We start from the raw sequence: 13,789 nt of genomic DNA on the forward strand, positions 1-13,789 counted from the left end.
CAAGTCTGACGTTCGCAACGTTCGCAAGAAAGGAGGCTCTTATGGCGGAACAGCATCGTCAGCCGACAGGCCAGGACGTGTCCGTGAGCAAGTCGCAGCAAGGCAAGCCCGGCAGCCAGGCGACAGGTCAGACCCCTTCCCAGGGGGCCGGCGGTCAGTCGACCGGGCTGCAGCGTCAGCAGGGCGGCGGCCAGATGGGGCGGTACAGCGCGGCAGGCGGCGTCTTCAACCCGTTCGCGATGATGAGCCGGATGATGGAGGACATGGATCGCATGTTCGACGACTTCGGCTTCGGAGGGTTGCTCTCGCCGTTCAGGCAGGGCCGCACGATGGGTGAGCCTGGTGGCGGCCGGGGTCTCTCGTCCCTCGGGGGCGGCCTCTGGTCGCCGCGCATCGAGCTGGGCGAGCGCAACGGTCAGCTCGTGGTCAAGGCCGATCTCCCCGGCGTCACCAAGGACGACATCCGGGTGGAGCTCCGCGACGACACCCTGATCATCGAGGGCGAGCGCCGGCAGGAGCAGCAGGAGCAGCGCGAGGGGATGAGCTACACCGAGCGCAGCTACGGGTCGTTCACGCGCGCCATCCCGCTGCCCGAGGGCGTGCAGGTCGACGACGTGGACGCGAGGTTCGAGAACGGCGTCCTCGAGGTCTGTCTGAAGCTGCCGCAGCAGCAGCAGCGCGGCCGCTCGGTCGAGATCAAGAGCGGCGGGCCCTCGCAGGGGACGAGCGCTGGCGGCGGCCAGATGTCCGAGAAGAACCGGCCCAGCTAGCCGATCTCGATCTGGGTCCCACCGGGGCGGCGGCTCGCCGTCGCCCCGGTGTCGCCTGGCGAAGGGGGTCAATCGTCAACCGAGCGCGACCCGCAAAGGCGCGCGACCCGGCAATGCCGCGCGGCGGCCCTACTTTGCGTCGCGCGGCGCGCCGCCCCCGGGCGCCGCCGCCTCGCGCCCTCCGAGGATCGCGAGCTCGGTCTCGATCCACCGGTCGAGCTCGCCCTGCAGGCTGAACAGCGCCAGATCGAACTCCCGCCCGTTGATGACGATGAACGGCGTCCCAGAGAGCCCGGCGCGTTCGGCCTCGGCCTTGTCGCGCGCGACCACCCGGGCGGCGGGCTCGCCCGCCATGTCGGCGCGGAAGCGGGCCATGTCGAGGCCGACCTTCTGCGCGTAGCCGAGCAGGTCCTTCTCCTCGAGCCGCTGCTGGTTCTCGAACAGGAGGCGCTCCATCGGCCAGTAGCGGCCCTGGCGGTGCGCCGCGATGGCCGCGCGCGCCGCGGCGTCGGCGTGCGGGTGCGATCGCAGCGGATACACCTTGTGGATCAGCCGGACGTGGGGCGCGTGGCGCTCGACGACCTCGTCGAGGTGCGGGACCGCGCGCCCGCAGGAAGGACACTCGAAGTCCGACCACACGACGATCTGGATCGACGCGCGCTCCGGCCCGCGAGAGGGCGAGTCGGCGAGGTCGATCTGCTTCACGTTCGGACCGAACCTCACGCCGTACGCGGCCTGGGCCTCCGCGCCGCTCGCGCCGCCGCGGATCTTGTCGGCGAGGAGCTGCGCGGCCGGCGCGCAGGCCGCGCAGGCGCGCGACTCGCGGACGCACTGCGCGAGCGACACCGCCTGTTCGGGACACGGCGCGTAGAGCTGCGAGACGAGCTGCCACCAGGTATCGCGCTCGCGGCGGACGAGCTCGGCCGTGTCCACGCCGGGCAGCTCTTCCGGCGCGCCGCCGGGCGCGTCGAGCCGCGGCGCGCCGGAGGAGCTGCCCGGGGGCCCGGGGAGCGGGACCTCGGGGGAATCGGCGAACTGGGGTTCCTGCCGCTCCGCACCGCCGCAACCCGGGAGCGCGGCGAGCGCGAGGAGCGCGGCGAGCGCGATCCGTCGTGCACCTGATCTCGGAATGAACACGCGCGGATGCTACACCCCCGCCGCGACCGGGCCAGGCCGAAGCGCCGCTCGAGGCGCGCTGCCGGCGCCGCGGCCCCTCAGAAGGCGGCGCCGAGACCGAAGGTGGTGCGGCCGGGCGCGAGGGCGACGTGCGGCGCGAACCGGAGCCGGAGCGGGCGGAGGCGGATGTACTCGTAGCTCTCGGGCCCCGGGGGCTCTTCGTACTCGAGGAGCGTGGCGTCGACGATGTTGGCCGTGAGCGCTCCGAGGATGGCGCCGAAGACGAGGCCGGTGAGCTCGCCGTCTCTGTTGGGGGAAGCACCGCCGACGACCTGGCCGAGCAGACCGCCGCCGAACGTGCAGCCGACGTTGAGGCCGAGGCTGAGGAAGCCCTTGCCGAGGTGGCCGTTGGCCCAGTGGGTGACCGGACCGCCGAGCACGAAGGGGCCGGCGGTCATCCAGGCGAACATCTCGTTCTCCGTGGCGATAGCGAGGGGTCCGAACGCGAGGGTCCCGCTGAGCACGAGGAGGTGCTGCCAGCCGTACCAGACGCGCTCTGTCTCGCGCTGCTCGCGCCAGGGAGAGCCCCCGGGCTGCCAGGACCCCGGGCTCGTCGTCCAGCTCGGGGGCGCCTGGGGAGCTCCGGGCGGCGCAGCGGGCGCAGGGAAGGCCTCGGACGCGGGCTGCATGGCGCTCGCCGGCGCCGCCGTGACCACCACGGCCGCTGCACAACCGATCCACAGCCCGCCGCGAAGCACGCCTGTCATCCTGCGATCCTCTCTCCCTTCTTCCCGCGCTCAGGACCTCTTTTACTTCCTTTCTCTCGGCCGCTGCGTGCAAATCCGGCGCCGCTTTCCTGCGAGCGGCGATGGACGGCGGCTCCGCCGGCGCGCGCCGTCAGACCCAGCGCCGCGTCGACCGGGCGTAGGTCTCGTAGGCAGCGCCGAACCGGGCGCGCAGCCGCCGCTCCTCGAACGCGATGTACCAGCGGTCGACGATCGCGACGAAGACCGCCGCGAGCAGGAGCGACGTCGCCGCGCCGCTCAACGCCGCCATGCCCGCGGCCGCAAGGCCCATCCCGAGGTACATCGGATTCCTGGACCACCGGAACAGCCCGCCGGTCACGAGCCGCGTGGGCTCGGCAAAGGTGTTGATCTCCGTCGCGGCCCGCGCGAACTGCGCCCGAGCCGCCACCGCCATGACGACGCCGATCGCCAGCGGCAAGGCGCCGAGCCAGCGAGTCGACGCCGGGAGCACCGGCGGGAACGGCAGGACGGCGTGAGTCAGCCACATGACCGCCACCACGAGGAGGAGCAGGACCGGCGGGAGCAGATTGCGCGAGGGTGCGTTCGAGGTGATCATGCCCCACCAGTCTAGCGACAGGGCAAAACGCGGAGACTCGCGTTCGGGAGAGACGATGAAGCGCCCAGAAAAGCCGCGCAAAGAGCCTCGCCAGGCGCGCTCGCGCTTCCTCGTGGAGACCATCGTCGAGGCCGCGGCTCGCGTTTTCGACGCGCACGGCTACGACGGGGCGAACACGAACCAGGTCGCCAAGGTCGCAGGGGTGAGCGTCGGGTCGGTGTACCAGTACTTCCCGAACAAGGATGCCCTCGTCACCGCGCTGCACGAGCGCCACGTGCGCCACATGCTGCGGCTCGTCGAGCAGGTGGACGCGGCGGCCGACGGCGTCTCGCTGCGCGGAGCGACGGAGGCGCTCGTCGAGAGGAGCCTCGAGCTCCACCGGTCGGAGCCGCGGTTGCAACGGCTCCTTCACGCCGATCTCCCGACGCTGGAGCAACAGCGCACGCTGAGCGCGGCCAGCCGGGCTGTCTTCGATTGCACCCGGCGGCTGCTGTCGCGCCACGGCGCGGAGATCGTCCAGCCGGATCTCGCTCTCGCCACGTACGTTGTCCTGCGCATGTTCGAGGAGCTCGTCCACGCAGCGGCCCTCGATCCGCCCGCGGGCGTCGAGGACGGCGCGCTCCGGCGGGCGATCACCGACGCGCTGATGGGTTATCTCACCGTCGGCGCGACACCGGCGCGGGCGGCGAGCCCCGCGGACCGGCCGTAGGCGCGATGCCCCTTCCCCGCGGCGCGGACGCGGGAGCCACGCGGGACGCGAGCCTGTGCAGCGACGATCCGTCCGGTCGACGACGGGCCCGCGACAACTTGCCGCATATTCCGCGCACGGCGGCCGTGCCACAGGTCGTGCGCCGGGCAGCCAGCAAGAGGGCCCTGCGCGTTCCTTCGGAGGCAGGACGACCACCATGACCCAATCGCCGAGATCCACGTTGCTTGCGCTGGCGCTCGCCAGCTTCGCCGCCTTTGCTCCAGGCTGCGGCGACGACGAGGCTGTGACGCCGGCTGGGACCGGCGGCTCCGGCGGCGAGTCTCCCGCCGGGACCGGCGGCTCCGGCGGCGAGGAGCCCGCCGTGACCGGCTCTGGCGCGGGCGGCGGCGGCGAGCCCGTGGATGACGAGGACAGCGACCACGACAGGGACGGCTTCACCCCGCGCGAAGGCGACTGCGACGACTTCAACAACACAGTCCACCCCGACGCCGAGGAGCGGAATCTCGATGGCGTCGACTCCAACTGCGATCAGTCCGACGCGCCGGTCAAGACGCTCGTGTGGAACGGCGGCCCGGAGCCCGACCTTGTGGACGCGATCGACCTCATGGACGAGGACGGCGACGGCCAGATCTCGCTCGCCGAGTTCGCCGCGGCGTGCGCCAAGTCCGCGTCGCTGACGGGCCCCGCGCGCCCCGGCGTGGTCCAGATCAACTCGTCCTGCAGCCACTCGAACAGCTGCCGCGGCATGGTCTACCAGTCCTGGAACGAGCTTTACGAGCATACATGCCGCGCCATGAACGGATGCTCGGGATGGAGCTGCGTGGAGACCGCCGAGGATCAGGATCGAGACGGCCCCGCGGCGTTCAAGGCGGCGACGTGCGACCACTGCCACTCCGGCTCGGCGGGCTCGTTCGGCGTGAAGGTGCGGCCCACCGAGGACATGGCCACTTACGTCGCCGAGTTCTGGGAGCGCCGCTCGGATCTCTACCTGCAGTCCATCATCGCGTTCGGGATCGACGGCGTCCACCCCGAAGGCTACGCCTACTCGAACATGCCCGGCGCCTACCACCTGCTCTCGCTCGCCGAGATCGATCGGCTGATCGCCTACCTGCGCACCCTGACGCCCGAGGGCAAGAGCTTCGACCCGCTGGCGCCGGCCGACCCCATCGAGCCGAGCCCCTGAGCGACCGATGAGCGCGCCGCGAGGCCCGGCCGGCAGCCAGGCGCCCGTGGCGCGGGCGCTCCCGCGAGGCGCGCTCGGCCTCGGGCTGCGCCCGCCGCACTACGACGCGATCGAGCAGCTCCGGCCCCCGCTGGGGTTCTTCGAGATCATCGCGGAGAACTACCTTGGCGCGTCGCCGCTGCCCCGGGAGCGGCTCCGGCGCATCGCCGAGCGCACCCCGATCGTCGCCCACGGCGTCTCGCTGAACCTGCTCGGCGAAGCCCCCCTCGACCGGGATCATCTGTCGCGGCTCAAGGATCTGATCCAGGAGCTCCGGATCCCCTATTTCACGGATCACCTCTGCTGGACGGCGTTCGAGGGCGTGACGCACCACGACCTCCTGCCGGCGCCGTACGATCCGGAGCTGATCCCGTACGCCGCCGGCCGGGCGTTCGAGGTCCAGGAGGCCCTCGGTGTGCCCTTCGGGATCGAGAACCTGTCTTCCTACGTCGCATGGGAGCGCGACACGATGCCTGAGTGGGAGTTCTATCGCCGCGTGGTGGAGGAGTCCGGCTGCTGGTGCATGCTGGACATCAACAACGTCTTTGTCTCCAGCGAGAACCACGGGTTCAATCCGCGCGAGTACCTCGACGGCGTGCCCTGGCATCGGGTCTTGCAGGTCCACGTGGCCGGCCACCAGATCTTGCCCTCGGGCCTGCGGCACGACACCCACGATCGTCCGGTGTGCGACGAGGTATGGTCTCTCTACGAGGAGGCGTGGCGCCGGGGCGGCCCGTTCCCGACGCTCCTCGAGTGGGACGCGGAGATCCCGCCCTTGCACATCGCGCTCGCGGAGCTCGACAAGGCGCGGCAGGTGCGATCGTCATGAGCCCGAGAGGTGGAGATCCTCCGGGCTGGCTGCGGGAGCTCCAGCGCGACTTCACCGCCGTCCTCCGCGCGCCGCTCGACGCGAGCGCAGGCCGGTTCCGGGAGCGGCAGGAGCGGTATCCCGCGGGGCTCGTGGCGCAGGTGAAGGGCGGGCCGGGGAGCCTCGCGCCGGCGGAGCGGCTCGCGATCTATCACCGTCAGTACTGGATGCGGCTGTTCACCGCGCTGCAAACGAGCTTCCCCCGCGTGTCGCGGGCGATGAGCTATTGGCACTTCAACCACCTGGCCGCGCTGCACCTCGCCGTGTGCCCGCCCCGGGACGCGGACCTCGACTCGGCGTCCAGCGGGTTCGCCGAGCGGCTCCGCGGCGCGCTGCGCGGCCCTGACGGCGCGCGCGGCGGCCGCCAGCCGGGGCGCCCGGCGCGCGGGCACGAGGACGCGTGGCGCCGGCGGATCGAGCTCTCCGGGGCGCCGCTCGCGATGGTCCGCCAGGCGCTGCGCATGGACGAGGCGGAGCGGCGCGCCTACGAGTCGCCGTTCGAGGGCCTCTGGCGGCCGACGCCGGAGGAGCTCGCCGGGCTCGCCGAGGCGCGGCTGCGCTTCGCGGTGTCGTTCACGCTCACCCACGAGGACTGGGACCTCGCGCGCTTCTCGCGGCTCGCGGGGGGCGATCTGGGCGATCTGGAAGAGCGCCCCCTGGACGCGAGGCATCGCCACGCGTCCACCCGCGCGTGGGTCTTCGCCCGGAGCGCCGCCGGCACGACCACGACCTCGGTGGATCCGCTGTTCGCCCGCCTGCTCGAGCGCAGCCGGGAGCTCTCGTTCGGGCAGGCCCTTGCCGCCGTCGAGCAGGGCTGCACGACGGCGGAAGCAGCGCAGCTGCGGGCCGATCTGCAGGGCTGGATCGCGCTCGCCCTCTCGAACGGCTGGTGGACGGGCCTCGAGGGCGCCGGGACCGCTAGCCGCGGTCCTTCTTCTTCAGCTCGCCCTTGAACCGCCACTCCACAGCCGCCTTCACGCCCAGCGTGATCACCGACACGCCGGCGAGGAGGCTGGCGACGGCGAACGCGGGCACCACGCGGACCATGTTGGCGTAGTAGACGCGCTCCACGTGGAGCGGCAGCGTCACCTGATCGGACGAGCCCGACGAGACCACGTACACGGCGCCGAACTCGCCCATCGCCCTGGCGGTGCACAGGATGACGCCATACAGGAGGCCCCAGCGGATGTTGGGCAGCGTGACGCGCCAGAAGATCTGCCATCCGTTCGCGCCGAGGACGCGGGCGACCTGCTCGTCCTCGGTCCCCTGGGCCTGCATCAGCGGGATGAGCTCTCGCGCGACGAACGGGAACGTGATGAACACCGTGGCGAGCACGATGCCGGGAAGGGCGAAGATGACCCGGGTGGAGACCTCGAGGCTCGTGAACCCGAGGCTCACCGCGTAGGTCCTGTTCACGAACGCGCCGAGGAACCCGTTCGCCCCGAAGAGCAGGACGAAGCACAGGCCGGCGACCACCGGCGAGGTCGAGAACGGCAGATCGATCAGCGTGACGAGCAGGCTCTTGCCCCGGAACTCGAACTTGGCGACGGCCCACGCCGCCGCGACGCCGAAGAGCGTGTTGAGCGGGACCGCGATGGCCGTTGTGAAGAGCGTGAGCTTCACCGCGTGGAACGTCGCGCGGTCGAAGACCGCCTGTCCGTAGGCCCTCAGCCCCTCGCTGAAGGCGTGCCAGAACACCACCCCCAGCGGGAGGACGAGGAACACGCCGACGAGCGCCACGCACAGGCCGATCAGCAGCCGGCGCGCGCCGCCGCCCTCCGCGGAGAATGCCTTGCCTGCCCGGGAGCGCGCGGCGAGCATCTCGTGCCTCGGGTCCGCCGGCCGCGGGCGGTCAGCCCGCCGCCCTGCCTGCGTGGGCGCGCGCGGCGGCGCGCTGGAGCAGGTTGATCGCGAGGAGGAGCGCGAAGGACGCCGCGAGGAGCAGGACCGCGACCGCCGTCGCGTCGGCGTAGGTGCCCGTCTCGTTCACCTCGATCATCTTGATGATCACCTGGGACGCGATCTCGGTGTCCGGCCGGTTGCCCGAGATGAAGATCACCGACCCGTACTCGCCGAGGCCCCGCGCGAGCGCCAGCGCGAACCCCGTGAGGAGCGCCGGCGCGAGCTCGGGCAAGACGACGGCGCGGAAGATCTGGAACCGGCCGGCGCCGAGCGTCGCCGCCGCCTCCTCGACGTCCCGGCTCAGGTCCTCGATCACCGGCTGCACCGTGCGCACGACGAACGGCAGCCCGACGAAGGCCATCGCGATCACCACCCCGAGCGGCGCGAGGGAGATCCTGTCGTACACAGTCCACTCGATAGGCCACTCGCGCCCCCCGCCCCCGTCCGCGAACCCCCGCCACGCGGGCCACGGATACCGGAAACCCAGGCCGGCGAGCCACCCGCCGAGCAGACCGCTCTCGGCGTACAGCGTGGAGAGCGCGATGCCCGCCGCGGCCGTGGGCAGCGCGAAGGGCAGGTCGATCACCGCGTCGATCACGCGCGCGAACGGGAACGTGTACCGGCCGAGCACCCACGCGATGAGCAGGCCGACGACGACGTTGAGGAGCGCGGCGACGAGCGAGGCGCCCAGCGTGAACCGCACGGCCGCGGCGACCCAGCCGCTCGTGATCACCCCGAAGAACCGCTCCCACCCGAGCTCCGCCGTCTTCAGGAACAGCGCGGAGAGCGGCAAGAGGACCACGAGGCTCAGGTAGAGCACCGTGACGCCCAGCGAGAGCGAGAGCCCGGGGAGCACGCGCGCGCGGCGCGACATCACTTCTTCCGCATCTTGTCGAGCTCGGCCCCCTGGCTGAAGTGGACGTTCATCACGGTCGGCCAGTCGCTGAAATGGTCCTTGAACCGGAACAGCGAGAGCGGCCTGAGCCGCTCCGCGTGCTTCTTCGCGATCGCCTCGCTGTACGGGCGGTTGTAGCGCTTCGCGATGAGCTCCTGGCCCTCGTCGGAGAAGTGGAACTGGACGTACGCCTCGGCCGCGTCCTTGACGCCGTGCCGCTCGGCGACCTTGCCGACGACCGCGAGGGGGACCTCGATCGTGATCGAGTCCGAGGGGATGACGACCTCGAACTGGTCGGCCGTGGCCGGATCGGCCGCGATCTGGAGGATCTCGTTCTCCCAGCCGAAGAGGACGTCGCCCGTGCGCTGCGCTTGTCGCGACGAGTGCGCCCGCGCGTCCCGGCGGCGCGGGCGACGGCCTCCGGCCGCTCCCCCTCGTCAATCCACAGCGGTTCCCGCCCACCTCTGCGACGTGCAGAGCAGAGCAGAGCGACGGTCACCCGCACAGGAGACGGGCCCAGATCGGCGTTTTCGGCGCGCAAGCGCACTCCCGTGCGCTGAGCACCGAAAACGTCGAGGTGGGCCCGTATCCGAAGCGGGTGACCGTCGCTCTAGGCGGCCGCGCTCCGGCGGTTAGATGCGCCGTTTCCACCGTCGTTGAGCTTCGCTTCGTGCTTTGCGACCCACTTGCGGAGCCGCTGCGACAGAGGTGACCGTCCGTTTTCGTAGTTGGCGACCGAGCTGCGCGCGAGGCCGAGCTTTTCGCCGAGCTCGGCCTGCGAGAGCCCGAGCTTCTCGCGAAGCACCTTCAGCGTCGTCGAGCCCGCCGCCGCTTGCGCGCGCGCCTGTGCGCTCGGAGGGGTGGGCGGCACGGCCTCGACCGCGCGCCCGGCCCGCTGTGTGCGCTCGACCGCCGCCGGCTGGGACTCGGCGCGGGCGCCTTCCGGCGCGGCGCGCCGCGCGACGGGCGCTCGGACGCTGTTCGTGCTCCCCGCGAGCTTCTCGCCGCAAAACGGGCAGAAGTCGAACGCGAGGACCTTGCCCGCGTCGGTGCGGAGCTCGATTCCCTGGATCGACGCGGGAATCCCCTGCGCGCGGCGCTCTTCGCTCCCCCACCCGTACACGAGCGTGAGCCCGCGCTCCTCTTGATTCACCGGTAGCCCGGTCTGACTCATCCGAAGGCAGACCGTCCTGCCGTCGCGCGTGCACTGTCGTCCGATCATGGGCATCGTCATCTCCTCTTTTCCGTGCGGGCGCAGGCGTACCCGGTCGAACTTTTGCGCAGTACTGCTCACCTGTCAAGGTGGACACATGCCAGGTCGAACTTTTGCGCGATACTGTTCATTTGTCAAGGCAGAACAATGCGAAGCCTGGGCGAGGAAGAGGCGATGATGTAGGGATCGCCCACCAGCTCGTTCCCGTCAGTTTCAGTTTAAGTTTCAGCTTCAGCTTCAGCTTCACTCGCTCACTTTTCAGCTCCGGCGTGGGACCCGCGCGTGGAGTGTCCACGTGCCCTCGCGTTCCTGGGGGAGCTTGCAGCCGATGAGCCCCGTCAACGTTTACCACTGCCAGCGATGCATCGCGCCGCTGGAGGCCCCACCGGGAAGCCGCACGATCGTGTGCCGCTACTGCGGAACACACAACGAGCTGCAGCGCCCAGAGCTGCAGCGCGCAGTCCCGCCCGGCCCGCCCGTCGCCGCGCCTCGTCCCGCTGTGGTGCCGAGACGCACGTCCGCGGCGATCCTCCTCGGGGTCGCCATCGCGATCGCCATGCTCGTGAGCATCGCCGTGCTCGCCCCGCGGGGCGCGCGGGTCGCCAAAACGTTCCGCGGCCCGCTCGAGCTGGAGTGGTCGAACGAGCGCAAATTCGTCGTCAAGTCCGACGAAACGCTCCACGGCGACGTCGCCATCTTCGAGGGCACTTACCAGATCACCTTCCACGGCTTCCCGGAAGGCACCAGGTGGAAGGTCGGGGAGAAGAGCGGGCGCATCGAGAGCAATATCTATGACATCATCAAGCTCGACAATGTCGAGGGCCAGCTCGGAAGGGTTCCAGTCGCCAAGTACCGCGATCCCCTGCTAGGGCCCAAGGGGAAGCTCGAGATCGAGCTCCCCTCCGGACAGGCAGCTTCCATCGAGCTGCGCCAGGCCGACGCCGCCATGTCCGTCCTGTCGGTCCTCGATCGGGTCAAGAATGGTCCGGTCGTCTTCGAAGGCGAGCCGAAGCAGGAGAGCGATCTGAGCAGCGTGCTCCTCCTCGAGACGGCTTCCATGAAGCTCTTCGGCCAGGCGGTCCTGCTGCAAGACGTCGATCTGGTGGCCATCACGCGCCGGCTCCCGGAGATCAAGGGCCGAAAGACGTGCACCGGGTACAAGGACCGCGCGGGCGAGCCGCTCTCCGACCTGACGATCCGGTTCAAGGAGACCGAGGCCACCGTGTTCGATAGGCGGACCGGGCTCGTCGTGCAGAAGAAGGTCTTTCCGCCGGATGAAGAGTGCCCGATGTTCAGGTTGTCGATCGACGGCGATCGCGAGCGAGAGCAAGACAGCTACCCGCCGACGCGGGACATCGAGTCATGGCTGAGCTCCCTGGTCCAGCGTTAGCCGACCGAGACGACGGGCCATGTACCGCGCCGGCGACGCGCCGAGCGCCTTGCGGAACATGGTGACGAAGCTGCTCGCGCTCTCGTAGCCGAGGTCGCTCGCGACGCTCTGCACGCTCGCTCCGCGCGAGAGGCGCTGGAGGGCCAGGACGATGTGGAGCTGCTGGCGCCAGCGACCGAAGCTGAGGCCGGTCTCCCGGACGAGCAGCCGGTTGAGGGTCCGTTCGCCGACGCCGATCCGGCGGGCCCACGTGCCCATCGTCGCGCCGTCGGCGGGGTTCTCCGCCATCGCGTCGACCAGCTTTCGGAGGCGCTGGTCGGCCGGCATCGGCAGGCGATGCTTCTCGATCGTCGCCGCCGCCAGCTCGTCGAACAGGACGGCCACGAGCCGGGCATCCGGCCCGTCGAGGTCGTACAGCGCGGGGCGCGCCGCGAGACGGACGAGCAGCTCGCGAAAGAGCGGCGTGACCGAGACGGCGCAGCAGTCGGCCGGCAGGCTCGGAGCCACGTCTGGCTCCATGAAGACGCCGTAGCCCTCGAGCGGCGCGCGCCCTCGTATCTTGTGGAGCACGCCGGCGGGGATCCACAGCGCCGAACGCGGCGGGACGATCCACAGCGCGTTCGACGCCTCGCACGTGACCTCGCCGCGCTCGAGGAAGAACAGCTGGGACTCGCGATGGCTGTGGAACTCGCTCTCCAGCCCGCCGGTGACCATGCTCAGGCCGACGGCGCTGGCGGGCCGCGCGAGCGTGCTTCGCCACTCGCCACGATCCTCGCGCGCGAAGCGACGCGAGAGCGACTCCATCGCCTCGGCCGCCGATGCGCGTGGCTCGTTCGCGATCTGGACGTCGCCATGAAAGGTCCACCCGGGGGAGCCGATCGACGACGCGGGCGCGGCCGACGAGCCTTTCGAGGTGGAGCCGGCGGAGGGCGAGGCCGATGCCGGTGATGCCGCTGATGACACGGGCGACGCGGGACGCTTCCTTCGCTTCGAACCCATGGCCGGATTGCGAAACAAAATGTCCTCATCTCGGAATGCGGTCAAGTTCGCCGGCTGCGATGGTTCCTCTGCGCGCTCCGGCGGCCGTGCCGGACTCCGGCGGCCGTGCCGGAGCCCGGGAAACCGCTCTTCGGCGGGCAGGAAAGCGGAGGCTCTTCGATGCGGAAGGTGATGACCGCGCAGCAGATCGAGGCGATCGTCGGCGCCCCGATCCCGGCCGTGCGCATGAAGCAGATCGGCGCCCTGGACGATGGATGTCGGCGCGTCCTCGCCCATGCTCCGGTCGCCGGCTTCGGTTTTCGTGACGAACAGGGAGGCTGGCGCAGCACCTTCGTCGGAGGCGCCCGCGGCTTTGCGCACGTGGAATCGCCGAAGCGCGTTCGGTTCGAGCTACCGGCGAGACACCCGACGCCGGAGTCCGGCAGCGGCGCCTCCTTCGTCTTCCTCGTGCCGGGGATCGGCGAGACCCTTCGGCTCAACGGCTCCGTGGCCGAGCGACGCGGCGGCCGGATCGTCGTCACCGTCGAAGAGGCCTTCGTGCACTGCGCGAGGAGCATCCTCCGATCCCGCCTCTGGGAGGGGCCGCGCGCTCGCGCCGCCGCCGCCGCCGCCGTCGAGCCGCCATTGCCGCGTGATGGCGCGCGCCACGAAAGCGAAGGCGGGCCCCTCGGCGATCCGAGCGTCGCTCGATTCCTCGCATCGAGCCCCTTTGCCGTCCTCTCGTCGTGGGACGCCGCGGGCTCGGGCGATACGAGCCCGCGAGGAGATTTCCCGGGCTTCTTGCGGATCCTCGACCACGAGACGCTCGTCATCCCCGATCGCCGGGGAAACCGGCGGACCGATACGTTCCACAACGTGGTGACGTGCGACAAGGTCTCCCTCGCTGCCGTGGTTCCAGGGCGCGACGACGTTCTCCACGTGAGCGGCACGGCGCACGTCACCGACGAGCCGGCGCTCCTGTCGACCATGGCGCTCGCGGGAAAGCCACCGCAGGCCGCGCTCGTCATCCGCGTGGAGCGCGCGGAGCTCCTGGCGAACGAGGCCCTTCAGCGGTCGAAGATCTGGCAACGCTCCGCCGACGTCGACGCGGGCGCCGTCCCCGATCTGATGGCGCTGGCGACTCAGCACCTTGCGCTCAACAAGGGCGGCGGCGCGAAGGCGGCGATGATTCGCCTCCTCGGCAGCGGCGCCGGCGCTTTCCCGAGGCTCCTGCGCTGGCTCATCGATCTCGGTTACCGCAAGGGGCTGACGGACGAGGGCTACGACCGCGGCGCGACGAGGGCGGACGACCCGGACAACCAGCGCGAAGGGCGCCTGCGATGACGATCGGCTCGGACAGCGAA

The 13,789-nt window shown here is 70.8% G+C and carries 15 protein-coding genes; 8 read left to right on the top strand and 7 right to left on the bottom strand.

Annotated features, from left to right (window positions below):
* The first annotated feature begins 41 nt into the window (after nt 1–41).
* Entirely contained in the window at nt 42–770 is a 729-nt protein-coding gene (locus WMF46_RS41260; protein ID WP_437982239.1) for an Hsp20/alpha crystallin family protein, read from the top strand.
* A 129-nt stretch (nt 771–899) separates the two neighbouring features.
* Here the strand turns inward: WMF46_RS41260 and WMF46_RS41265 are convergent, their stop codons facing one another.
* From WMF46_RS41265 to WMF46_RS41275, 3 genes are all read right to left on the bottom strand, one after another.
* On the bottom strand, nt 900–1,907 hold the full coding sequence (locus WMF46_RS41265) for a DsbA family protein (RefSeq protein WP_437982240.1): 1,008 nt from the start codon (nt 1,905–1,907) through the stop codon (nt 900–902).
* Between the two features lie 77 nt (nt 1,908–1,984).
* Nucleotides 1,985–2,653: a hypothetical protein gene (locus WMF46_RS41270; protein ID WP_437982241.1), complete on the bottom strand. Its 669-nt coding sequence runs from the start codon at nt 2,651–2,653 to the stop codon at nt 1,985–1,987.
* 130 nt (nt 2,654–2,783) lie between these two features.
* On the bottom strand, nt 2,784–3,248 hold the full coding sequence (locus tag WMF46_RS41275; protein WP_437546038.1) for a methyltransferase family protein: 465 nt from the start codon (nt 3,246–3,248) through the stop codon (nt 2,784–2,786).
* Between the two features lie 55 nt (nt 3,249–3,303).
* Here WMF46_RS41275 and WMF46_RS41280 point away from each other — a divergent pair, with 55 nt between their 5' ends.
* The 4 genes from WMF46_RS41280 (at nt 3,304) to WMF46_RS41295 (ending at nt 7,000) form a co-directional block, all read left to right on the top strand.
* The gene (locus WMF46_RS41280; protein ID WP_437982242.1) at nt 3,304–3,957 is read left to right on the top strand and encodes a TetR/AcrR family transcriptional regulator; all 654 of its coding nucleotides are present in this window, start codon (nt 3,304–3,306) and stop codon (nt 3,955–3,957) included.
* A gap of 196 nt (nt 3,958–4,153) precedes the next feature.
* On the top strand, nt 4,154–5,140 hold the full coding sequence (locus tag WMF46_RS41285; RefSeq protein WP_437982243.1) for a MopE-related protein: 987 nt from the start codon (nt 4,154–4,156) through the stop codon (nt 5,138–5,140).
* Between the two features lie 7 nt (nt 5,141–5,147).
* Complete coding sequence (locus WMF46_RS41290; RefSeq protein WP_437982244.1) at nt 5,148–6,008, top strand: DUF692 domain-containing protein; 861 nt, start codon at nt 5,148–5,150, stop codon at nt 6,006–6,008.
* A complete protein-coding gene (locus WMF46_RS41295; RefSeq protein WP_437982245.1) occupies nt 6,005–7,000 on the top strand; it encodes an HvfC/BufC N-terminal domain-containing protein in 996 nt (331 codons plus the stop codon). Before WMF46_RS41290 ends, WMF46_RS41295 begins: the two co-directional genes overlap by 4 nt.
* On the opposite strand, the gene cysW is transcribed toward WMF46_RS41295, so the two are convergent.
* Complete coding sequence (cysW, locus tag WMF46_RS41300) at nt 6,966–7,868, bottom strand: sulfate ABC transporter permease subunit CysW (protein WP_437982246.1); 903 nt, start codon at nt 7,866–7,868, stop codon at nt 6,966–6,968. The two genes, WMF46_RS41295 and cysW, sit on opposite strands and share 35 nt — an antisense overlap.
* A 31-nt stretch (nt 7,869–7,899) precedes the next feature.
* Nucleotides 7,900–8,823 (bottom strand): ABC transporter permease subunit, encoded by a 924-nt coding sequence (locus WMF46_RS41305; protein WP_437982247.1) that lies wholly within the window; start codon nt 8,821–8,823, stop codon nt 7,900–7,902.
* 15 nt (nt 8,824–8,838) lie between these two features.
* Between WMF46_RS41305 and WMF46_RS41310 the strand changes: the two genes are divergently transcribed.
* A complete protein-coding gene (locus WMF46_RS41310; RefSeq protein ID WP_437982248.1) occupies nt 8,839–8,982 on the top strand; it encodes a hypothetical protein in 144 nt (47 codons plus the stop codon).
* Between the two features lie 472 nt (nt 8,983–9,454).
* On the opposite strand, the gene WMF46_RS41315 is transcribed toward WMF46_RS41310, so the two are convergent.
* Nucleotides 9,455–10,072 (bottom strand): helix-turn-helix domain-containing protein, encoded by a 618-nt coding sequence (locus WMF46_RS41315; protein WP_437982249.1) that lies wholly within the window; start codon nt 10,070–10,072, stop codon nt 9,455–9,457.
* 313 nt (nt 10,073–10,385) lie between these two features.
* Here WMF46_RS41315 and WMF46_RS41320 point away from each other — a divergent pair, with 313 nt between their 5' ends.
* Entirely contained in the window at nt 10,386–11,447 is a 1,062-nt protein-coding gene (locus tag WMF46_RS41320) for a hypothetical protein (RefSeq protein WP_437982250.1), read from the top strand.
* On the opposite strand, the gene WMF46_RS41325 is transcribed toward WMF46_RS41320, so the two are convergent.
* Nucleotides 11,418–12,251, bottom strand: a complete 834-nt coding sequence (locus WMF46_RS41325; protein WP_437982251.1) for an AraC family transcriptional regulator — start codon at nt 12,249–12,251, stop codon at nt 11,418–11,420. The two genes, WMF46_RS41320 and WMF46_RS41325, sit on opposite strands and share 30 nt — an antisense overlap.
* A gap of 354 nt (nt 12,252–12,605) precedes the next feature.
* On the opposite strand from WMF46_RS41325, the gene WMF46_RS41330 reads away from it, so the two are divergent.
* Nucleotides 12,606–13,769 carry a pyridoxamine 5'-phosphate oxidase family protein gene (locus WMF46_RS41330; RefSeq protein ID WP_437982252.1) on the top strand — a complete coding sequence of 388 codons (1,164 nt, stop codon included), beginning with the start codon at nt 12,606–12,608 and terminating at the stop codon, nt 13,767–13,769.
* Nucleotides 13,770–13,789 lie beyond the last annotated feature (20 nt).

It is taken from the genome of Sorangium sp. So ce117, assembly GCF_051524395.1.
Lineage (GTDB): Bacteria > Myxococcota_A > Polyangia > Polyangiales > Polyangiaceae > Sorangium > Sorangium cellulosum_B.